Source organism: Salinicola lusitanus, assembly GCF_038648475.1.
Taxonomy (GTDB): domain Bacteria; phylum Pseudomonadota; class Gammaproteobacteria; order Pseudomonadales; family Halomonadaceae; genus Salinicola; species Salinicola lusitanus.
In genome coordinates this window covers 1357872-1379203 of record NZ_CP151919.1, presented here as the reverse complement: position 1 = coordinate 1379203, position 21332 = coordinate 1357872, and the positions used below count along the sequence as shown (strand labels likewise).

Sequence of the window (21332 nt, the reverse complement as noted above, 5' to 3'; positions counted from 1 at the left end):
GCCCAGGCACCGGACCAAGGAACCCCACATGAAGACCGACCCGCTTCCCGAGTCGACCGACCCTATCTTCTCGCGTGACGCCACCTGGCAGGCGTGGCTGGAGGTCGAGCGTGCGCTGGCCCTGACCCAGGCCGAGCAGGGCATGATCCCTGCCGCCGCCGCCGCCGAGATCGCGCGCTGCGCGACCCTCGACCAGCTCGACCGCGAGGCGCTGGCGGCGGATATCGAACGCACCCTGTCGCCGGTGATGTCGCTGGTGCGGGCGCTGGCCGCGCGCTGCGACGGCGACGCCGGCGGCTATGTCCACCTCGGTGCCACCACCCAGAACATCATCCTCACCGGCAAGATGCTGCAGCTCGCACGCTCGCATCGCTGGCTCAAGGCGCAGCTCGCCGCCCAGCTCGAGTGTCTGGCGGATCTCGCCGAGCGCGGCGCCGAGTGGCCCTGCGTCTCGCGCACCAATCGCCGCCACGCCCTGCCGATCACCTTCGGCTACAAGGTCGCCGGCTGGATCGAGGAGCTGGAGCGCAACGTCGAGCGGCTGGAGGCGGTCGAGCCCCGCGCCTTCGTGCTCACCTTCGGCGGCGCCAGCGGCGCCATGCACAGCTACGGCGACGAGGGGCAGGCACTGGCCCAGGCGCTGGCCGCCCGGCTCGGCCTCGGCGTGTCGCGGGTCCACTCCCGCGCCGCCGTCGACGGCCTGGTCGAGTACATCACCACGCTGGGGCTCTACGCCGCCGGCTGCGAGCGCCTGGGCCAGGAGCTCTACACGCTGATGGCCAACGAGTTCGAGGAGGTCAGCGAGAACCAGGGCGAGGAGGTGGTCGGCAGCAGCACCATGCCGCACAAGTTCAACCCCAAGTATGCCGTCAACCTGCTGGCCGAGGCCGGCGAGCTGCGCAGTCTGGTGGCACCGGCGCTGGAGACCGCGCGCCCCTCCCACGAGGGCGATGCGGCGTGCAACTTCCGCCTCTACAAGCTGCTCGACCAGGCCGGTGCGCTCGCCTATCGCGTTGCCGCCACCCAGCGCACGCTGCTGACCCGGCTGGTCCCCCACCCCGAGCGGATGCGCGAGATCCTGATGGCGAACGCCGCACCGCTGATGTCCGAACACATCATGCTCGAACTGAGCGACGAGATCGGCCGCCAGCGCGCCCATGACCTCGTCCATGACGCCATCGTCGCCAGTCGCGACGGGGCTCGCACCTTTGCCGAGGCGCTGTTCGAGGACGACACCGTGCGCCGTCACTATGGCGACCGGGACGCGCTCGAACGTGCGCTCAGCCCCGAGCACTACACCGGCCAGAGCCGCCAGATCGCGCTGGCGATGGCCGCCTCCGCCCGCGACCTCGCCGCACGCCTGGCTCGGGAACTCACGGAAATACCCGCGTCGGCGCGCTGACAGCCCGGAAAGAGAACCACCCCACCGATGCGCCAAGCGCATCGGTGGCACAACGCCGCATCGACAAGAACGCATCGACAAGAAAAAGAGGAAGGATCATGCCAACAACACCAAGACGCTATCTCGGCCTCCTGCTCGCGCTGGGCGGCCTCGCCCTGTCGCCGCTGGCACAGTCACAGACGCCCCAGACCGCCCCACCCCTGGCCACGGGCAGCCATGAATCGACCTTCACCCTGCCGCAGAGCCAGCGCCAGATCGAGGTGGCCAGCTACGTGCCCAAGGGGGCCGATGCCAAGACGCCGATCGTGTTCGTGCTGACCGGCCTCAAGCGCAACGCCGAGGATTATCGCGACGCCTGGATCAAGGCCGCCGACGAATACGGCTTCACCATCGTGGTGCCACGTTTCTCCAAGCAGGACTATCCCGGCGTCGCCGGCTACAACCTGGGCAATCTGGTCGCGAAAGATGGCCAGCCCAACCCGCCCGAGGCGTGGTCCTACACCGTCATCGACGATCTCTTCAGCGATCTCGAGCAGTCCGGCCAGACCGAGCGCCAGCGCTACTACCTGTTCGGCCACAGCGCCGGCTGTCAGTTCGTCCACCGCATGCTGACCTTCGTGCCACAGTCGCGAATCCAGGCGGCGATCTGCTCGGCGGCGGGATGGTGGACGCTGCCCGATACCGACAATGAATGGCCCTACGGACTCAAGGATGCGCCGGTCGCAGTCGATCGTGATGCCCAGCGCCAGCTTGCCGGTCTCGACCTGCTGGTGACGGTCGGCGCCGAGGACACCGATCCCTGGCACAAGTATCTGCGCCGCAGCTATCAGGCGATGGCCCAGGGCAACAACCGGGTCGAGCGCGCCTGGGTCTACTACAAGACCGCCGAGCAGAAGGCCAACCGCTACGGCTTCGACTTCCACTGGGCGTTCCAGACCGTGCCCGGTGTCGGCCACGACAACGCCGGCATCGCGCCCTTCGCCGCCAAGCAGTTCGCCGCCTTCGAGCGCGATGGCGCCTTCGATGTCGTGACCCCGGAGACCGCGCCGGAGAGCACGCCTGACTAGGCTTCCGTCCGTCTTTCCGATACTCGCCTTTCACCCTTTCGACCACTACCCCTCGTCCGCTCAGCGGGCGAGGCAGGGAACCTGCGTCCGCTCGAGGGCCAACGTCGCGCCTCGAGCGGCCGCGCCAGCAGCTCCCCTACAACATGAAAAACGACAGGAGTTCACCATGATCACGCCCCGCCACCACCACACGTCCCGGCGATCCCGACTCGCACGCGCACGCTTGCCTCTGTCGATAACGGCGCCTTTAGCGATGACGACACCTTTATCGATAACGACTTTCGCGGGCGCCTGCACTGTGGCATCGGCCCTGGCCATCGCCACCCCGGCCCAGGCCGATTTCCTGGCGGACAGCACCGCCTCGCTGGAGCTCAAGAACTACTTCATCACCCGCGACTACCTCGAGGGCAACCGGGACGACAACAAGCGCGAGGAGTGGGCCCAGGGCTTTCTGTTCCGGGCCGACTCCGGCTTCACCGAGGGCCCGATCGGGTTCGGCGTCGACACCATCAGCATGCTGGGCGTGAAGCTCGACTCGAGCCCGTCCCGGGCCGGCACCGGTCTGCTAAAGATCGACGACGACGGCCGCGCCGAGGACGACTACACCAAGTTCGGCGCCACCGCCAAGATCCGCGCCGGTGAGAGCATCTTGCGCTACGGCTATCTCGAGCCGAGCCTGCCGTCGCTGCGGCCCAATGCCAGCCGGCTGTTCACGCAGTCGTTCCTCGGCACCCAGATCACCTCCACCGACATCGAGGGCCTGGAGCTGACGGCAGGCCAGCTCAACCGCACCCGCCAGCGCGACGAGACCGAGCACGAGCCGATGGCGCTGAATCGCAAGAGCGGCGCCTACGGCAGGGCCACCAGTAACCGCTTCCAGTTCATCGGCGGGGAGTACCATCTCGGCAAGCGCGCCCGCCTCGGCTATCACTATGCGCAGTTGGAGGATATCTACCGCCAGCACTATGTGGGGCTGAGCGACGGCATCGATCTCGGGTCGGGGCGGCTGGGCGCCGACATCCGCTATTTCGACGCCAGCGAGCAGGGCGCCGCCGAGGCCGGCGAGGTGGACAACCGCGCCGTCAGCACGCGGCTGCGCTATCGGCTGGGCGCACATACCTGGAGTGGCGGCTACCAGTCCCAGTTCGGCGATACCCCTTTCACCTATCTGAGCGGTACCAACGTCTACCTGTTCTCCCAGTACCAGATCAGCAACTTCACCGAGACCGGCGAGCGGGTCTGGCACGCCCGCTACGACTACGACTTCAGCGATCTCGGCCTGCCCGGGCTGACCTTCATGCTCCGGTATGCGACCGGCGACCAGGCCAGCGTCCGCGGCTTCGACGGCGAGGCGCGGGAGTGGGAGCGGGATGTCGACATCGAGAACCGCATCCTGCTCGGCTATACCCTGAAGCTCTGACGCGGCCAACACCGTCACCGCCAGGCAGCCCTTTCCGACTCAGGGGAGCAGGGTGACACCGTCCCGGAACGCGCGGTCCTGCCGGCCGCGCGACTCGAGCGTCTCGCGCAGGGTCTCGATGAAGCGCCGCGCGATGGGGCGCTGCCCTGCCGGCGGCAGAATGCAGGCATAGGTCAGCTCGGTGGCAGGCGTGACCGGCCGCATCACCGTGCCGGCCGTTCCTGCGCCCGATCCGACGGCGGCACCGCAACAGGCCAGATCGAGCAGCCCCAGCCCGAAGCCGGCCTCGACGAAGCGCGGCACCAGCTGCGTCGAACCGACTTCCAGCGCGATCCGGGGCTTGCGCCCGACTCCATCGAACAGCCGCTCCAGTCGCTGACGCCAGATCTGCTGCGGCTTGAGGGTGACGAAGGGTGACTCCAGCAGCGCCTCGACCGGCACCCGCTCGAGGGTTGCCAGCGGATGGTCGGCCGGCATCAGCACCTGGGTGGTCGCCTGCAGCAGAGGCTCCACCGCCAGCTCGACGATGGTGTTCTCCACCGGCAGCGACAGCAAGCCGACGTTGTAGCGCCGCGACCCGACCTGGCGCTCGACATCGAAGCGGCTGCCGATATCGATCTTGCAGTTGAGTTCGCGGCAGCGCTCGCGCAGGTCGGCGATCGCCGCCGGCAGCAGCGTGGCGCCGATGGGGGCGGAGGTGATGATGCGCAACGCCTCGACCGTCTGCTGGCGTATCTCGCCGGCGATGGTGGGAATCTCCTCGACGCCGTTGAGGATATGCTCGGCCTCGCGGTAGAAGCGTTCCCCCTCCTGGGTCAGCAGCAGCTTCTGGTGGGTACGCTCGAACAGCGTCAGCTTGAGCTCCGCCTCCAGCGAGGCGATCAACCGACTGGCGGCGGGCTGGCTCAGGTTGGCCGCCTGCGCCGCCGCCGACAGCGAGCCGTGCAGCACGGTCAATCGGAACAGTCGGAGCGCCTTGAGATTCATGGGAAGTCGACTTTGCCAGGCCATCGGATCGACGAGCCTACCAGAAGCCCGGACAGAGACACTGCCGCTTTGGTCAAAGCCGGTGACGACGCATCGGGCGGCCAGCACGGGGCGGCCGACGAGATCAATGGTTCAGAATGATCGCCGTGATCACCCCGGTGGCGACCGCAGCGAGCACGTAATCGCCGTCGATGTTCAGCCAGCGGTGCCCGCGTGGCGGTTCCCGCAGATGCCGCGCGTGCCAGTCACGCACCCAGTAGCGGTCGTCGCGGTAGTAGCGATCGGCAATCCGTCCGCCGGGGTGCCACCCCCGCGGCGCCCGGTGGCGCTCCCGGTCGTAATGATGATGGTGGTGAGCCGGCCCGTGGTGGCGGTCATGCTGGCGCGCGTGGCCCGGCGCCCCTCCGGGGCCGGGGCCGCCGCCCGGATGGGCCTGGGCGATTCCGGCGGCACTCAGCGCGGCGATCAGGAGACCGGCGGTGACGATACGGTGTTTCATGGGACTCTCCTCTCATGGCCATCGATGGCGAGATGCTTCCAGCATGAAAGGCCAATAAGAAAACAGTGTTCACGAATTGTGCATTCCAACGGACTGCCCTGGCGACGCGGGTGACATGCAAGGGAGTCCAACCGCGAACGGCGGCGAATCTCAATTAGCATGCTAATATCGCAGAACCCTCACCCTTCACCCGGACTTGCCGCCCGTGTCAGCGACCACCTCCCCCTCCGCAGCGCCCACGCCCTGGCCCACCATCGTTCTGCTGGCGATGACCGCCTTCTGCGCCTCCGCCACCCAGCGAATCCTCGATCCGATGCTGCCGCGCCTCGCCGAGGTCTACACCACCACCCTGAGCGCCGCCTCCTGGGCCATCACCGCCTTCGCCATCGTCTACGGCTGCCTGCAGCTGGTGCTGGGCCCCAGCGGTGATCGCTACGGCAAGCTACGCGTGATCTCGCTGTTCTCGCTGCTCGCCGCCGTGGCCAGTCTGCTCTGTGCGCTGTCGGGGACGCTGGCGACACTGATCGCGGCGCGCATGCTGGCGGGGGTGGGGTGCGCAGCGGTCATCCCGCTGGCGATGGCGTGGATCGGCGACAACGTCCCCTACGAGCAGCGCCAGGCGGTGCTGGCGCGCTTTCTGATCGGCCAGATCTGCGGCCTCGCCTGCGGTCAGACGTTCGGCGGGCTGGCCGCGGAACAGGATTGGTGGCAGTGGCCGTTTCTGGTCTACACCTTACTGTTCGCCGCCGCCAGCGGGCTGCTGTGGTACCGCGCCGGGCGTCACGAGCGGCCCCAGGGGCGCAAGCCGGAGTCGCTCGGCGTGAGCCTGCGCTACGTATTGCAGAAGTCCTGGCCGAGGGTGGTGCTGGTTGCGGTGTTCTGCGAAGGCGCCGCGGTATTCTGCGGTTTCGCCTTCGTCGCCAGTCACCTTCATGTCGTCGGGGGGCTGCCGCTGACCGAGGCCGGACTGATCCTGGCGGTGTTCGCCCTCGGAGGCTTGAGTTTCGCCCTGCTGGCGCGGCGGCTGGTGCCGAAACTCGGCGAGAGCGGGCTGTGCCAGCTGGGCTGCGTGCTGATCGCGATCGCGCTGGCTGCCATCTGCCTGAGACCGACCCCCGGCGTCGGCGTCATCGGCTGCTACCTGTTCGGGCTGGGCTTCTACATGCTCCACAACACGTTGCAGACCACCGCCACCCAGATGGCGCCGGAGCGGCGTGGCGCGGCGGTCTCGCTGTTCGCCACCGCCTTCTTCACCGGACAGTCGCTGGGCACCGCCGTCGGCGGCGGGATCATCGCGCTGTCCGGCACCACGCCGACCCTGGCGCTCGCCGCCGTCGCCGTACTGCCGGTCGGCTTCGGCTTCGCCTGGCAGATCCGTCGGCGCGACCGGGCACTGGTGCCAACCTGACCTTCGCGCTGACCACCGGTTATAGCCCCGGGCCACAGTGCGATAAGCTGCCAGACTCGATGCCACCATCCGCCGGCCCGGAGACCGACTTCATGACCATCGCCACGCCGCAACAGGTTCTCGACTTCTGGTTCGAGACGCTGACCCCCAAGGAGTGGTTCCGCAAGGACGCCGATCTCGACCGCACCATCGCTGAGCGCTTCGGCGACACCCTGGCCGCCGCCGCGCATTGCGAATGCTGGCAGTGGCGGGAGACGCCGACCGGCCGACTGGCGGAGATCATCGTGCTGGACCAGTTCTCGCGCAACGTTCATCGCGACACCCCGGGCGCCTTTGCCCAGGACCCGCTGGCCCTGGCGCTGGCCCAGGAGCTGATCGCCCGCGGGGAGGATACCGAGCTGCCCGTCGCGCAGCGCATCTTCGCCTACATGCCGTTCATGCACAGCGAGTCGCTGGCGATCCATGCCCGTGCGGTCGCGCTGTTCGACGTTCCCGGCATGGAGACGCAGCTCGACTACGAGCACCGTCATCGCGAGATCATCGAGCGCTTCGGGCGCTACCCGCATCGCAACGCCATTCTGGGGCGGGAGTCGACGCCGGAGGAGGTCGAATTCCTGCGCCAGCCGGGGTCGGCCTTCTAGCAGAAAATAAGCAGGCGAACTTTCTTTTCGGACTGCAAACGGGCGATCATGCGGCCCTGACATTCATCCGGAGCCAATCCATGACGCCGACCATCGATCTACTGCGCAGCCATCGCTCGATTCGCGCCTTCACCGACCAACCGATCAGCGATGACCAGCGTGAGGCGATCATCGCCGCCGCGCAATCCGCCTCGACCTCTAGCTTCCTGCAGTGCTCCTCGATCGTCCGCGTCACCGACACCCGCCTGCGTGACCAGCTCGTCGAACTCACTGGCGGCCAGCCATGGGTCGCGCAGGCGGCGGAGTTCTGGGTGTTCTGCGCCGACTTCAACCGCCACCGGCAGATCTGTCCGGAAGCGCAGCTGGGGCGCGCCGAGCAACTGCTGGTGGGCTGCGTGGATACGGCGCTGATGGCGCAGAACGCCATGGTGGCAGCGGAGTCGCTGGGGCTGGGCGGCGTCTTCATCGGCGGGCTGCGCAACAACATCGCCAGTGTGACCGAGCTGCTGGAACTGCCGAAGTTCGTGCTGCCGCTGTTCGGCTTCTGTATCGGCTGGCCGAAGGCCGAACCCGACCTCAAACCGCGCCTGCCCCAGGCGATGCTGGTCCACGAGAACCGCTACCGGAAGATCGATCCGGCCGTGCTGGCCGATTACGACGATCAGATCACGCGCTACTATCAGCAGCGCGACAGCCAGCAGCGCACCGAGACCTGGAGCGCGATGATCCAGCGGATGATCATCAAGGAGACCCGGCCGTTCATTCTGGACTACCTGCACAGCCAAGGCTGGGCGACGCACTAATCCCGGGCAGACCTCACGTCACGATGAACCCCACGCAGGCTGCCGTGGCGAGCCCCATCGCGCCATTGAAGATCCGCCAGGCGCGCGGCGTCTTGAGCAGCCGGCCGATCGCCATGCCGAAAGCCGCCCAGAAAGAGATGCAGAAGAACGCCACACTCTCCATCACCAGCGCCAGCACCAGAGCGTTGAGGATGAGCAACCCTTCGTGGGGCAGAAAACCCGCCACCAGCGCGATACCCATCACCCACACCTTGGGATTGACGAACTGGAAGGCTGCCGCCTGCCACGCGGTCAGCGGTCGCGCCCCGTCACGAGCGGCAAGGTTCGGTGGTGGGGCACTGGCGATCTTCCACGCCAGATAGAGCAGATAGACCGCGCCCACCACCTTGAGACTCTGCTGGATCAGCGGATAGCGCTCGAACAGCGCACCGAGCCCCAGGGCGACGCTGAGAAAGAGTACGAAACCGCCGGCCATGATGCCGAAAATGTGCGGCAGGGTGCGGCGGTAACCGTAGAGCGCCCCGGAGGCGGTGAGCATCACGTTGTTAGGCCCAGGGGAGCCGGTCATCGACGCGGCGAAGAGTGTCAGCGATAGCCACCAAGCGAGCGAGGTCATGCTTGCTCCTCCGCGGTCTCGTCCCACACCAGGGTGAAGCGGCGGTTGCGGGCGCCGCGATTCTTGATGCTGGCGACCTGGATCGGACCGATCTCCGCGGTCGAAGCGACGTGGGTGCCGCCACAGGGCTGGTAGTCGACGTCGCCGATGCGCACCATGCGGATGGCTCCCGCATCGCGGGGCGGCGCCACCGACATCGTTTTCACCAGTTCGGGATGGGCGTCGAGCTCCGCCTCGCTGATCCACTCGCTGGTGACAGGATAGTCGGCAGCGATCAGGGCGTTGAGCCGCTCGCTCAGCTCGTCCTTGTCGAAGCTGGCCTCGCCCAGGTCGAAGTCGAGCCGGCCACGCTCGGCACCGATGCTGCCGCCGGTGACCCCGTGGGGAACGATGACGGAGAGCAGATGCAGCGCGGTGTGCATGCGCATGTGGGCATAGCGCCGCTCCCAGTCGATCTGCTGGGTGACGCTCTGCCCCGCCTCCAGCCCGTGGGCCGGATCGAGCAGATGATGGACCTGCCCGTTATCGCCCTTGCGCGTGTCGAGCACCTTCAGCGTGCGGCCGTCGGCGGTGATGAACACGCCCTGGTCCCCCGGCTGGCCGCCGCCATGGGGGTAGAACAGTGTGGCATCTGTAATGACCACGCTATTCGCTACCACACCACCCTCGCCAATGGCCCCTGTCGTTGCCAACACGGTCGCCAGGCTCTCGCGGGCGTAAGGGAGTTCGCGAAACGTCAGTGCGGTAGACATCGGACACCTCTCGAGGAAGTCGTTCCTCAGAAATTGAATGGGTACAATTTGTTGACTTTGCGGCCAAAAGACCGAACAATTCGAGCATAAACCGCCTAATTTCCCGGTCAACTCGATTTTTGTCACCATGACAATCTGGATACCCGCTCTACCCGGTCAAGGTCCGCGCTACCGCGAACTGGCCGATGCCATCGCCAACGCCACCGCCAGCGGCGAACTGGTGGCGGGCGCCAAGCTGCCACCGCAAAGACGCCTGGCGGATGCCCTCGGCGTCACCGTCGGTACCGTGACTCGCGCCTACGCCCTCGCCGAACAGCGCGGGATCGTCACCGCCCGGGTCGGCAGCGGCACCTATGTGCGCGGCGCCGGGGCGCCCCATCCGGCTTTCGATCATGTCCGTCGCGCCGCGCCGGACAGCGGCATCGTCGATCTCAGCCTGTCGCTGCCGCCCCCCCATCCGCAGCGCGAGGCATCGCTGGCGCGGGCGATGCAGTCGATCCAGCACGACCCCGAACTGCTGCGGGCGGCCATCGATTATCAGCCGGAAGCGGGCCTGACCTGGCAGCGGGAAGTCATCGCCGGCTGGCTGACCACACTCGGACGCCCGGTTCCCGCGGACGAGCTGGTGATCAACCAGGGCGGCATGCACGGCATCTTCCTGAGCCTCAGCGCCCTGCTCTCTCCCGGTGAGCGGCTGGCGGCGGAACGGCTGACCTATCCGGGCCTGATCAGCGGATTACAGCAGCTGTCGCTGAAGAGCGTGGCGATCGCCCACGACGAGGAAGGGATTGACATCGATGCGCTGGCGCGTGCTTTCGAGCAGCAGCCGTTCCGCGCGCTCTATGTCATGCCGGACTGCCACAACCCCACCACCGCGAGGCTGAGCGAGGCACGGCGCCACGCGCTGGTCGCCCTGGCCCGGGAGCGACGGTTCTGGCTAATCGAGGATGACATCCACCCCCAGCTCGATGATGACCCGGTGACACCGCTCTATCGATTGGCCCCCGAGTGCACGGTGACACTGTTCTCGGTGGCCAAGCTGCTCGGCGGTGGCCTGCGCGTCGGTGCCATGCGCGCGCCACCGCTGTTGCACGGGCGACTGACGGCAGCGCTGCGGGCGCAGAGCTGGATGCCGCCGCCATTGATGGCCTCGCTGGTCTGCCGCTGGATCGAAAGCGGCGACGCCGATTCACTGCTGCAGTGGCAGCGCGAAGAGCTCGAGTGGCGCTTCGACCGCGCGATGGAGAGGCTGGGCGAGTTCTCCCCGCGCGGGCATCGCGGCGGTTTCTATCTGTGGCTGGCACTGCCGGGCGAGTTGCGTACCAGCCATGTGGTGGGCCAGCTCCAGGCTCAAGGGGTCAACGTCAGCACGGCGGAAAGCTTCTGCCTCGGTAGCGTCAGCGCCCCCCAGGCGATTCGTGTCTGCATCAGCGCCGCCGAGAGCCGCGAAGCGCTCGAACACGCCCTGCAGGTCATCGCCACAACGCTGGGCGACCCGGATCCGATGCTGTGGCAGACGGTTTGAAACACTGACCGCAGCCCGGTTCAGCGCTAGCTGCTTCGCGGCCCCGGCAACGTGCTGCGCGGCGGCAGCCAGTCGAGGCCGGCACTGGTGATATGCACCCAGCGCGGGGTGGAGCCCGCACCATACGAGTGTCACACCGGCAGCGGGCGGCTCTCCGCCAGCGCCTCCATGGCGAAGTAGGAGGTCACGGTGTCGATCTCGAAGCCGTCGATCAGGCGCTGATAGATCAGATCGAAGGCGCCGATGTCCCGCGTCACGATCTTGAGCATGTAGTCGTAATCGCCGCCGATACGATAGAAGTCGATCACTTCGGGAATCCCCAGCACATGTTCGCGAAACGCCGCCAGCCAGGTCCGCGAGTGGCTGCGAGTGCGAATCATGGAGAACACCACCAGCCCGAAACCGAGCGCCTGACGGCTCAGCACCAGCCGCCGCGCCTCGATCACGCCCGCCTCTTCGAGCTGCCTGATCCGCCGCCAGCAGGCGTTCTGGGAAAGATTGACGCGCTCCGCCAGCTCACGCTGGGGGAGACCGGGACGCAGCTGCAGCGTGCGCAGGATGGCGAGGTTGAAATGATCCAATTTGGCGTCGTTCATGGTGTCAAAACACTCATGTAATAATTGATTTTCAGGTCATATCGAGAAATTTACCTGTCAACGTCGGGATATCATAGCCGGACGCGCTGGAGGCTCGTGCTCCCCCTCTCCACGCCCTCCTCATCTCACACCAAGGTGCTGCCATGACGACGCTCGCCGATTTTCGCCGCTCCCTGTCCGGACCGGATCTGCTTGCCCGGCTGCGGGAAGGTTTGATCGGCAACGACATGCCGTTCGTCACCCCCTTCGGCGAACGGCGATTGCTCTACGCCGATTACGTCGCCTCCGGCCGAGCGCTGCGCCAGGTCGAGCGCTTCATTAGTGAAGAGATCCTGCCGTTCTACGCCAACTCGCACACCGAGGCCTCGCACTGCGGGCAGGCCATGACCCGGCTGCGCCAGGAGGCACGGGCGCTGATCGCGCGGGCGCTCAACGCCGAGGATTGCCACGTGGTGTTCAGCGGAAGCGGCGCCACCGCCGGCATCAACCGGATCGTGGCGCTGCTCGATATCGCCGCCCGCGTGCGGCGTGGCGAGCGGGTCAGCGTGCTGGTCGGTCCCTACGAGCACCACTCCAACCTCCTGCCGTGGCGGGAGAGCGGCGCCGTGCTGGTGGAGATTCCCGAGGACGACGCCGGCGGGCCGGACATCGTGGCGCTGGAGCGGGCACTGGATACCGTCGCCGGCAGCGACCTGATCGTCGGCGCCTTCTCGGCCGCCTCCAACGTCACCGGGATCGTCAGCAACGTCGACGACATCACCCGGCGCCTCAAACGCCACGGCGCCTTGGCGGTGTGGGATTACGCCGGTGGCGGCCCCTATCTGGCGATGGACATGGCGCCCGCGCCGGACTGCCGCAAGGACGCCATCGTCTTCTCGCCGCACAAGTTCGTCGGCGGACCCGGGGCTTCCGGCGTCATGGTGGTCCGCGACACGCTCGTTCACCGCCGCACACCGTCGCTGCCCGGCGGCGGCACGGTCAGCTTCGTCTCGCCCTGGACACACCACTACAGCAGCCGTCTCGAAGCCCGCGAGGAGAGCGGCACCCCCAATGTGGTCGGCGACATTCGCGCCGCGCTGGCGCTGCTGGTCAAGGAGGCAATCGGGCTGCCCGAAATCGCCCGGCGCGATGCCGAACTGCGCCGACACGCGCTCGCCCGCTGGGCAGACGAACCGCGCCTGGAACTGCTCGGCCGCCAGGACGTGCCAGCGCTGCCGATCTTCTCCTTCCGCGTGCGCGACGATGCTGGCAACCTGGTCCATCACCAGCTCTTCACCCGCATGCTGTCCGACGTCTACGGCATCCAGGCTCGTGGTGGCTGCGCCTGCGCCGGCCCCTACGCCCATCGCCTGCTCGGCATCGATGCCGCGGCCTCCGAAGCGCTGGTCGAGCGGTTGGGCCAGGGCCACGAGCTGGAGAAGCCCGGCTGGATACGGCTGAGCCTGAACGTTCTGCACGACGACGCCCAGGTGGAGCGCATCCTCGACGGCGTTCAGACTCTGGCGCGGGAGGCAGCGGCCTGGGCCCGCCACTATCGCGCCGATCCGGTCACCGCGCGCTTCCGGGTCGACGCCGCCGGGGGATGACAGCCGCACCGGGCCGGGTAAGATGGTCGCTTTGCTGATGCGCTGGAGCCCATCGCCATGCCCACCCTGATCCGTCGCCCCTTCGTCTTTCTGCGCCACGGCCAGAGCACCCGCAATCTCGAACGACGGATCGGCGGCCAGCACGACGTGGCACTGACCCCGCAGGGAGAAGACGAGGCGCGGCGCGCCCGGGCGTTGCTCGGCGATGTCGACTGGCCGCTGACGGTGTCGAGCCCGCTGCAGCGCGCCTATCGTACCGCCGAGCTGGCCCTGGGCCGCGCCCCGGATCGGGTCGTCGACGGGCTGATGGAGCGCCACTGGGGCGAGCTGGAGGGCCAGACGATCCCCGATACCGTTCCCTATCTGAGCACGCCCGTTGGCGGCGAGTCCTGGGAGACGTTCGTGGCGCGCATCGCCACCACCCTCAACGCCCTGCTCGAGGAGGCCGACACGCCACTGATCGTAGGGCATTCGGGGCTGGTTCGCGCCGTGCGCGGGCTGACCCACGGCAGCCCGGCGGGGCCACGCTCGGCCAACGCGATTCCGTTGTGGATCGCTCCCATGGGCAGTACGCAGTGGACGATCGAGCCCCTCGCGAGAGCTCACCTGGAGTCGGTTCGCCCGTCATAGCCCAGGACCTTCGATGCGCCGACCAAGGTGACATCGCGGCTGGCGCCGCGTTGACCGCGCCATGAATAATAATGATAATGATTATCTTTAATCAAATAGAAGAAGAACGATGCGAGCGCTTTTCGCCAGCCGGCTGGGCCTGGCCATCATCGCGATCGGCTCTGCGCTACTGTGGTCGACGACCGCATTGGCGGCGGAGCGTACCGACCCGGCCGCGGCCCCCCACTTCCCCGTCACCTTGACCGACCTGGCCGGCCAGGAGCTCACGCTGCAGGCTCCGCCGCAGCGCATCTTCCTCGACAACCCGCGCCACCTGTTCGCCCTCGCTGCCCTGTTGCCCGATCCCGTCTCGCGGATGAGCGGCTGGCGCGGCTCGCTCGAGAGCTTCGACCCGGTGGCCCAGTCGCGATTGACAGCAGCCTTGCCCGCCCTTGCCGACCTGCCGGCGCCGGGGACGGCGAACAACGCCATGCTGGGCGCCGAAGCGCTGATCACCCTCGATCCGGACCTGATCGTCGCCGATGTCTCGCGCTATCGCGAGCTGCAGACATCGCCGCTGCGGGCGCAGCTGGAGGCGCTACGAATACCGATCCTGTTCGTCGACTTCCGCGAGCATCCGCTGGCGGACACCGCCCCATCGTTGCGTCTGCTGGGCCGCGCCCTGGGCGCGGAATCCCGCGCCACCGCGTTGATCCAGCAGCTCGATACCGAGCAGGCCGCGGTCGACGACTGTCTCGCTACCGTCACCCGGCGACCCAGCGTGCTGATCGATATCGCCCCCGGGCTCAGGGTCGACTGCTGCCGCAGCAACTTCGACTCCGGCCTCGCCGATCTGGTGGCCTACGCGCGGGGCGACAACATCGCCGCCGGCATGAGTCCCGGCACCGAGAACGTGCTCAATCCTGAAACCATTCTGGCCCGCGACCCCGACGTCATCATCGCCACTGCCGCGCAGTGGCCGAAAGGCGGTTCGGTTCGCGCCGGCTTCGGCGTCGAGAAGAGCGACACCCAGCGCGACATGGCCGATGTCGTGGCCCGTCGCCCGGGTTGGCCGGCACTGTCGGCGGTCAGCGATGGCGGCTTCCATGCGCTCTGGCACGGCTATCACCAGGGGCCGTTCTCGGTGGTCGCGCTGCAGGCCATCGCCGGCTGGCTGCATCCTCGCCAATGCGCGGCGCTCGACCCCGAAGAGACGCTGGAGTCGCTCTATCGCCGGTTCATGCCGATCGATGCCAGCGGCACCTTCCAGGCGACCTACGCCGGCAACCCATCTGAGAACGGCAATACCAACGACGGGTCTCGAGACCCGCGATAACGAGATCACCCCCGGGAACCCCATCATGCGTATCACCCCCAGACTCTGCCGACGCTCCGCGCTGGCGATGGCCGTGCTGTACCTCCCCGCGGCGCAGGCCGCCGAGACCAGCGCCACGACCCTCGACCCGCTGGTCGTCAAGGCGACATCGGCGGCGCCGGTCGACGACGCCTATCGCCCAGGCCCCTCCAGCATGGTCACCGGTCGCGCCACCGACTTCCTGAGCCAGGCGCGCACGGTCGACCAGGTCAGCGCCCGGATGCTCGAGGACATCGGTGCCGATTCGTTGACCGACGCCATGGGCTACGTCAACGGCATCACCCAGGGCAACACCATGGGCGGCACCGAAGCGAGCTTCATCAAGCGCGGGTTCGGCAGCAACAGCGACGGCTCGATCCTGCGCGACGGCATCCGCCAGCCGCGCAATACCTTTCCGCTGTTCACCGCCGAACGGATCGAAGTGCTCAAGGGGCCGAGCTCGTTTCGTTACGGCATCCAGGAGCCCGGCGGGGTGGTCAACATCGTCAGCAAGAAGCCGCAATACGCGTGGGCGCGCACCATCAGCGGCAAGGGCACCTCTTTCGGCGGCGGCGATGCCAGCGTCGACGTCACCGGTCCGCTGGGCGACAGCGGCGCGGCGTTCCGGTTCATCGTCGGCCAGCAGGACGAGGATTACTGGCGCGACTTCGGCAGCAACCGCCAGACGGTGGTGGCCCCTTCGCTGAGCTGGGAGGACGACGACACCCGGCTGTGGTTCGCCTATGAGTATCGCGATTACGACCTGACCCTGGATCGCGGCACCGCCTTCGTCGACGGCGATCCCGTCGACGTGCCGCGCAAGCGCCGCTTCGACGAGGCGTGGTCGCGGGTCACCGGCCACGATCAGTCGTTCACCGCGCGCTGGGAGCAGGATCTGAGCAGCGCCTGGACCAGCCGCTTGAGCTACGGCTGGAACCGGCGTCAATACGACGACGGCCAGCTCCGGGTGCTGAGCGTCGACGAGGATGGCAACGCCAGGCGGCGCGCCGATGCCAACCACGGCTTCGACCGCCGGGTGATCTATACCGCCGCCGAGCTGCTCGGCGATGTCGAACTGGCCGGCGTTCGCCACGAGATGACCGTCGGCATCGATCACGAACGCCGCCGCGACTACCTGGCCGACCGTTATCGCGGCGCCACCGACACGATCTCGATCTACCATCCGAATCACGGCGATCTGACGCTGGACGGCGCCACCTATCTCGAAGACAGCAGTCGCCGCCTTCACGAGATCAACACCACCGGCGCCTACTTCGACGACAACCTCCATCTGGGCGAACGCTGGATTCTCGGTCTGGGCGGGCGTTTTCAGCATACCGAACTCTATGGCGGCCGGAGCCGCCCGTTCGTGGTCGAGACCGACACCCAGGACAACATCTTCCTGCCCCACGCCAGCCTGCTCTACAGGCTGACGCCACAGACCTCGCTCTACGCCAGCTATAGCGAATCGTTCGTGCCCAACGAACCCGATGCCGAATCCGGCCAGCGCTTCGCCCCGGAGGAGGGTCGCGGCTGGGAAGCGGGGGTCAAGCGCAGTTTCCTGGCCGACCGCTTGCAGGCTTCGCTGGCCTACTTCGAGATCACCAAGGAGAACGTCGTCGTCAGCGACAACGGCGTCTCGCGGGCCATCGGCAAGAGCCGCTCGAAAGGGATCGAGTTCTCCGCCCAGGGAGAACTGACCGACCGGCTGTCGATTCTCGCCAACTACGCCTATACCGATGCCGCGGTACTCGAGGACGCCGACGGCGGCACGGCGGGCAACGAGCTGCCCAACGTGGCACGGCACACCGCCTCGCTGCTGCTGGCCCGAGAGCTGGGGCTCGATCCCGACTACGGCCGCTGGCGGGTCGGCGGCGGGGTGCGCTACGTCGGCATTCGCGAGGGCGACGCCGACAACAGCTTCAGCCTCGACGACTACACCGTCGCCGACGCCTTCATCGCCTGGGACAACGGCTGGCTGGGTGACAACACCCATCTGCAGTTGAACGTGAAGAACCTGTTCGATACCACCTACTACCCCTCCAGCATCGGCGACACCCGGGTGGTGGTCGGCGAACCGCTGGAAGTCACGCTGCAGGCCAGCGTGACGTTCTAGTGTGTTGCCGAGTCCACGCCAGACAAGCGAACGGGCCGCCGGCCAAGCCGGGCGGGGTTACGTTAATGTGCGTTACGGTCGTGGGGGTGGGGGTGTTTTTGGTTTGGGTGGTGTTGTGTGTTTGTTGGTGTGTTGTGTGTGGTTGTAGGGGGGGGCGGGTGGTGGGGGGGGGGGGGGGCGTGGGGGTAGAGGGTGGAGGGGGTGCCGCCCGCCAAGCGACCGGCCCGCCGGCGCCAGGCCGGGGTGCCGTTACGTTAATGCCTGCGTGACGCGGGAAGCGTCGATCAGTTCAGCGTCGTCTTCCAGCTCAGCGACTCTCCGGCCCGATAGGGCACGAAGGTGTTGTCGCCCTCGCCCACGCTGGCCGCCACCGGGGTCGGCTGCCGGGTCAGGGTGACCGTGCCCTGGTTCAGCGGCAGGCCGTAGAACCGCGGGCCGTTCTCGGAACAGAAGGCTTCGAAGTGCTCGAGCGCCCCCTCCTGCTCGAAGACATCGGCATAGACCGACAGCGCAGCCTCGGCATTGAACACCCCGGCGCAGCCGCAGGACGTCTCCTTGGCGGCGGTGATGTGGGGGGCGGAATCGGTGCCGAGGAAGAAGCGCGGATGGCCGCTGGCCACGGCCTGGCGCAGCGCCTGCTGATGCTCCTGCCGCTTGAGGATCGGCAGGCAGTAGAGATGCGGGCGAATGCCGCCGACCAGCATGTCGTTGCGGTTCTGGGCCAGGTGCTGGGGGGTCAGCGTGGCGCCCAGGAATTCGTCGCCTTCCAGCACGAACTGGGCGGCGTCCCGGGTGGTGATGTGCTCGAACACCACCTTGAGCGCCGGGAACTGGCGGCGAATGTCGGTCATCACCTCGTCGATGAAGACCTTCTCGCGATCGAAGATATCGATCTCGCCACGCGTCACTTCACCATGAACCAGCAGCGGCATGCCGATCCGCTGCATCACTTCCAGTAGCGGGTAGACGTCGGCAATGTGCTTGACGCCGTGCTGGGAGTTGGTGGTGGCGTTGGCCGGGTAGAGCTTGGCGGCGGTGAACAGGCCGTCCGCGTGGCCGCGCTCCAGCGTCTCGCGGGAGACGCTCTCATTGAGATAGCAGGTCATCAGCGGGGTGAAGTCGTGACCGGCGGGAACTGCCGCCATGATCCGCTCACGGTAGGCACTGGCGGCCTCGATGGTGGTGACCGGCGGCACCAGGTTGGGCATCACGATGGCACGGGCAAAGGTCCGGCTCGTGTAGGGCACCACGGTCTGCATGACCTCGCCGTCACGGAAGTGCAAGTGCCAGTCGTCGGGGCGGCGGAGGGTAAGCGTATCGGGCGCGGCGGTCATCGGGGGCTCCTGGCAGTCGGTGAAACGAATCGGCGCTCATGATACCAGAGCGCCGAGAGAGGAGCGGATCAGGGTGATTCCAAGCGCTGCCGTCGGGACGGTCGGAGCAGCAGGCCCAGCGCCACGCAACAGAGCAGTGCCACCAGCAGCGCGAACAGCAGCCCGGTCAGCTGCAGGCTGATGAAGGAGGCGACCACGCCGATACCGATCACGGGCAGCGAGATGGCCATGTAAGCCACCACGAAGAAGGTCGAAACCACCGAAGCCTTCTGCGCCGACGGACTTGCCGCCGCGATGGCGCCCAACCCGGCACGGAAGGCGATGCCCTGGCCGATGCCGGCGACGACGGGGCCGATGATGAATCCCGTCAGCGTTTTCGCGCCGATACCCCAGGCGATCGACAGCACGCCGATCAGCAGGATGCCGCAGCCGATCGGCAGGCGGCGCGCGGCCGGCAGCCTGCCCTGCAGGATCTGCCCCGCGGTGGAGGCGATGAAGAGCAGTCCGGCCACGAAGCCGATCAGCGCCGGGTTGTGATGGCCAAGCTCCTTGCCGAGAAAAGCCGGCGTCACCGAGGTCGCGAACCCACACACCATGAAGCCGGCAAAAGCGGCAATCGCGGCGGGAATGAAAATGCCGCGAACCCCTTCGGGCACGCCGAGCCGCTGCACGCTGAGCCGAATCCGCGCCGGGCGCTCCACCGTCTCGGGCGCCCGCCACAGGCAGAGCACGGCCAGCACGACCAGGGCCAGGTGGACGACGTAGGGAAGGATCAGCGGCATCGGGAACGCCACCACCAGTACCCCGGCCAGCATCGGCCCCAGCCCCAGCCCGCCCATGTTGGCCGCGGTGGCGACCAGCGGGCCGGCCCGCTTCCAGGCCTCGGGCACCAGCTCCATGACCGCGACAGTGGCGGTACCGGTGAAGATGCCGGCCGAGATACCGGACAGCACGCGACCAACCAGGATCATGCCGAGACCGCCGGCATGCCAGAACACCAGGTCGCTCAACGCCGACGCGGCCAGGCCGGCGAACAGCATCGGGCGCCGTCCCAGCTGATCCGACCAGCGTCCGGTCAGCAGCAGCGCGCCCATCACGCCGGCTGCGTAGACCGCGAAGATGATCGTGATCGTCAGCTGGGAGAAACCGAACTGCTGCTGATAGATCGGATAGAGCGGCGTCGGCATGGTGGTGCCGATCATGGTGAGCACGAAGGCGAACGCGGCACCGATGAAGGCGACCGGGCTGCCGGCCGCCGCAGGTTGTGAAGAGGCCATGGAACTCCTTCGGAGTGGAATCGGGTTGGGCATCGTCGAGTGATCTCGAACGCCAGGCGAGACTCGCCGACCTCCACCATTCTAGCGCACGACCGAACCCGTCGGGCCGCCCCAATCGCTTCGATTCATGGCATACTGAGCCGCTTCACGCACTTCCTCACGGCCGTCTCGCCATGTCGCAAAGTACTTCCGCATCGCACGCCACCGCCGCGCCGGCAGTCGGCACGCTCTATATCATTTCCGCGCCATCCGGTGCCGGCAAGACCAGCCTGGTCCGTGCCCTGCTCCAGCGCAACGCGGGCATCGGCGTCTCGGTTTCCCATACCACACGGGCGATGCGCCCCGGCGAACGGGATGGGGTCAACTACCACTTCGTCGCCCAGCCCGAGTTCGAGGCAATGGTCGAACGCGGCGAATTCTTCGAGCACGCCTGGGTCTTCGACCGCCACTACGGCACCTCGAGAGTCGAGGTCGAGAAGCGACTCGCGGTGGGCGAGGACGTGATTCTGGAGATCGACTGGCAGGGGGCTCGGCAGGTTCGCGAACAGGCGCCGGATGCCGAGTCGATCTTCATCCTGCCGCCGTCGCGGGAGGCGCTGAGGGAGCGGCTTGCCGGGCGCGGGACCGACGACGAGGCGGTGATCGAACGGCGCATGCGCGATGCGGTCAGCGAGATGTCGCATTTCGACGAGTACGAACATGTCGTCATCAACGACACTTTCGAGCACGCCCTGACCGAGCTCGAGTGCATCGTTCATGCGCGCCGGTCGCGTCTCGACAAGATGCAGGCACGTCATGCGACGCTGCTCCACGAGCTGCTGAACGGCATCGACTGAACCGCCATTGGCGTGCACCTGCCGGTCATGATGCACTCTCGTCACTCGTCGAGGACTCTTGCCACCCGTCGAGGCCTCTTGTCAGACAGCGCGCCACTCCAGTAGACTGCTCGGTCCCGCAGACCCCGCAGTCCGGGGCGCGTTCACCCAATTTGTTTGGCAGGGCTACCCTCATGGCACGAGTGACCGTCGAAGATTGTCTGGACCACATCGAGAACCGTTTCAAGCTGGTGATGATCTCGTCCCAACGCGCCCGCCAGCTCGCGCGCGGCTCCCGCGATGCGCTGCTGCCTTGGGAAAACGACAAGCCGACCGTCATGGCCCTGCGCGAGATCGCCACCGGCCAGATCGGTGACAGCATTCTCGACGAGCCGGTCGAAGCCGCCCCGCCGCGCCCGCGTCCCGAGCCGACCCAGGAATACGACATCTGAGCCACTCTCCCGGCATGGCCGACGGCCCCCGGGCCGTTGTCGCGGTCTCCACGGAGCCGGTTGCCAGACGGGC

The 21332-nt window shown here is 67.3% G+C and carries 20 protein-coding genes; 13 read left to right on the top strand and 7 right to left on the bottom strand.

Going from position 1 to position 21332, the window contains the following annotated elements:
- Positions 1-28: 28 nt before the first annotated feature.
- The 3 genes from AAGT95_RS06335 to AAGT95_RS06325 all read left to right on the top strand — a co-directional run bounded on the left by AAGT95_RS06335 (position 29) and on the right by AAGT95_RS06325 (position 3889).
- On the top strand, positions 29-1402 hold the full coding sequence (locus AAGT95_RS06335) for a lyase family protein (RefSeq protein WP_342595918.1): 1374 nt from the start codon (positions 29-31) through the stop codon (positions 1400-1402).
- A 98-nt stretch (positions 1403-1500) separates the two neighbouring features.
- Positions 1501-2469 (top strand): alpha/beta hydrolase-fold protein, encoded by a 969-nt coding sequence (locus AAGT95_RS06330; protein ID WP_342595917.1) that lies wholly within the window; start codon positions 1501-1503, stop codon positions 2467-2469.
- 298 nt (positions 2470-2767) lie between these two features.
- Positions 2768-3889, top strand: a complete 1122-nt coding sequence (locus AAGT95_RS06325; RefSeq protein WP_342595916.1) for an OprD family outer membrane porin — start codon at positions 2768-2770, stop codon at positions 3887-3889.
- Positions 3890-3928: 39 nt separating this feature from the next.
- Here the strand turns inward: AAGT95_RS06325 and AAGT95_RS06320 are convergent, their stop codons facing one another.
- Positions 3929-4876: a LysR family transcriptional regulator gene (locus AAGT95_RS06320; RefSeq protein WP_342595915.1), complete on the bottom strand. Its 948-nt coding sequence runs from the start codon at positions 4874-4876 to the stop codon at positions 3929-3931.
- Between the two features lie 124 nt (positions 4877-5000).
- On the bottom strand, positions 5001-5375 hold the full coding sequence (locus AAGT95_RS06315) for an RcnB family protein (protein ID WP_342595914.1): 375 nt from the start codon (positions 5373-5375) through the stop codon (positions 5001-5003).
- A 205-nt stretch (positions 5376-5580) separates the two neighbouring features.
- Here AAGT95_RS06315 and AAGT95_RS06310 point away from each other — a divergent pair, with 205 nt between their 5' ends.
- The 3 genes from AAGT95_RS06310 to nfsA all read left to right on the top strand — a co-directional run bounded on the left by AAGT95_RS06310 (position 5581) and on the right by nfsA (position 8227).
- On the top strand, positions 5581-6783 hold the full coding sequence (locus AAGT95_RS06310; RefSeq protein WP_110601854.1) for an MFS transporter: 1203 nt from the start codon (positions 5581-5583) through the stop codon (positions 6781-6783).
- A gap of 92 nt (positions 6784-6875) precedes the next feature.
- Positions 6876-7424, top strand: coding sequence for a DUF924 family protein (locus tag AAGT95_RS06305; RefSeq protein WP_342595913.1), 549 nt, complete (start codon positions 6876-6878; stop codon positions 7422-7424).
- 80 nt (positions 7425-7504) lie between these two features.
- Positions 7505-8227 carry an oxygen-insensitive NADPH nitroreductase gene (gene nfsA, locus AAGT95_RS06300; protein ID WP_342595912.1) on the top strand — a complete coding sequence of 241 codons (723 nt, stop codon included), beginning with the start codon at positions 7505-7507 and terminating at the stop codon, positions 8225-8227.
- 13 nt (positions 8228-8240) lie between these two features.
- Here nfsA and AAGT95_RS06295 read toward each other — a convergent pair whose 3' ends face one another.
- The gene (locus tag AAGT95_RS06295; RefSeq protein WP_110601850.1) at positions 8241-8843 is read right to left on the bottom strand and encodes a LysE family translocator; all 603 of its coding nucleotides are present in this window, start codon (positions 8841-8843) and stop codon (positions 8241-8243) included.
- A complete protein-coding gene (locus AAGT95_RS06290) occupies positions 8840-9595 on the bottom strand; it encodes an alanyl-tRNA editing protein (RefSeq protein WP_342595911.1) in 756 nt (251 codons plus the stop codon). Before AAGT95_RS06290 ends, AAGT95_RS06295 begins: the two co-directional genes overlap by 4 nt.
- Positions 9596-9722: 127 nt before the next feature.
- On the opposite strand from AAGT95_RS06290, the gene AAGT95_RS06285 reads away from it, so the two are divergent.
- Complete coding sequence (locus tag AAGT95_RS06285; protein ID WP_342595910.1) at positions 9723-11120, top strand: PLP-dependent aminotransferase family protein; 1398 nt, start codon at positions 9723-9725, stop codon at positions 11118-11120.
- Positions 11121-11251: 131 nt separating this feature from the next.
- Here the strand turns inward: AAGT95_RS06285 and AAGT95_RS06280 are convergent, their stop codons facing one another.
- Positions 11252-11716 carry an Lrp/AsnC family transcriptional regulator gene (locus tag AAGT95_RS06280; protein ID WP_342595909.1) on the bottom strand — a complete coding sequence of 155 codons (465 nt, stop codon included), beginning with the start codon at positions 11714-11716 and terminating at the stop codon, positions 11252-11254.
- 143 nt (positions 11717-11859) lie between these two features.
- Here AAGT95_RS06280 and AAGT95_RS06275 point away from each other — a divergent pair, with 143 nt between their 5' ends.
- The 4 genes from AAGT95_RS06275 to AAGT95_RS06260 all read left to right on the top strand — a co-directional run bounded on the left by AAGT95_RS06275 (position 11860) and on the right by AAGT95_RS06260 (position 17381).
- Positions 11860-13302, top strand: coding sequence for an aminotransferase class V-fold PLP-dependent enzyme (locus AAGT95_RS06275; RefSeq protein WP_342595908.1), 1443 nt, complete (start codon positions 11860-11862; stop codon positions 13300-13302).
- Between the two features lie 57 nt (positions 13303-13359).
- On the top strand, positions 13360-13932 hold the full coding sequence (locus AAGT95_RS06270; protein ID WP_342595907.1) for a histidine phosphatase family protein: 573 nt from the start codon (positions 13360-13362) through the stop codon (positions 13930-13932).
- Between the two features lie 109 nt (positions 13933-14041).
- The gene (locus tag AAGT95_RS06265) at positions 14042-15247 is read left to right on the top strand and encodes an ABC transporter substrate-binding protein (RefSeq protein WP_342595906.1); all 1206 of its coding nucleotides are present in this window, start codon (positions 14042-14044) and stop codon (positions 15245-15247) included.
- 25 nt (positions 15248-15272) lie between these two features.
- Positions 15273-17381, top strand: coding sequence for a TonB-dependent siderophore receptor (locus AAGT95_RS06260; RefSeq protein ID WP_342595905.1), 2109 nt, complete (start codon positions 15273-15275; stop codon positions 17379-17381).
- A 284-nt stretch (positions 17382-17665) separates the two neighbouring features.
- On the opposite strand, the gene pyrC is transcribed toward AAGT95_RS06260, so the two are convergent.
- Together pyrC and AAGT95_RS06250 are read right to left on the bottom strand one after the other, a co-directional pair.
- Positions 17666-18715: a dihydroorotase gene (gene pyrC, locus AAGT95_RS06255; protein ID WP_342595904.1), complete on the bottom strand. Its 1050-nt coding sequence runs from the start codon at positions 18713-18715 to the stop codon at positions 17666-17668.
- A gap of 68 nt (positions 18716-18783) precedes the next feature.
- Positions 18784-19992: an MFS transporter gene (locus tag AAGT95_RS06250; RefSeq protein WP_342595903.1), complete on the bottom strand. Its 1209-nt coding sequence runs from the start codon at positions 19990-19992 to the stop codon at positions 18784-18786.
- 173 nt (positions 19993-20165) lie between these two features.
- Here AAGT95_RS06250 and gmk point away from each other — a divergent pair, with 173 nt between their 5' ends.
- Entirely contained in the window at positions 20166-20828 is a 663-nt protein-coding gene (gene gmk / locus AAGT95_RS06245; RefSeq protein WP_342595902.1) for a guanylate kinase, read from the top strand.
- Positions 20829-21001: 173 nt separating this feature from the next.
- Positions 21002-21259, top strand: coding sequence for a DNA-directed RNA polymerase subunit omega (gene rpoZ, locus AAGT95_RS06240; RefSeq protein WP_075561565.1), 258 nt, complete (start codon positions 21002-21004; stop codon positions 21257-21259).
- Positions 21260-21332: the final 73 nt, after the last annotated feature.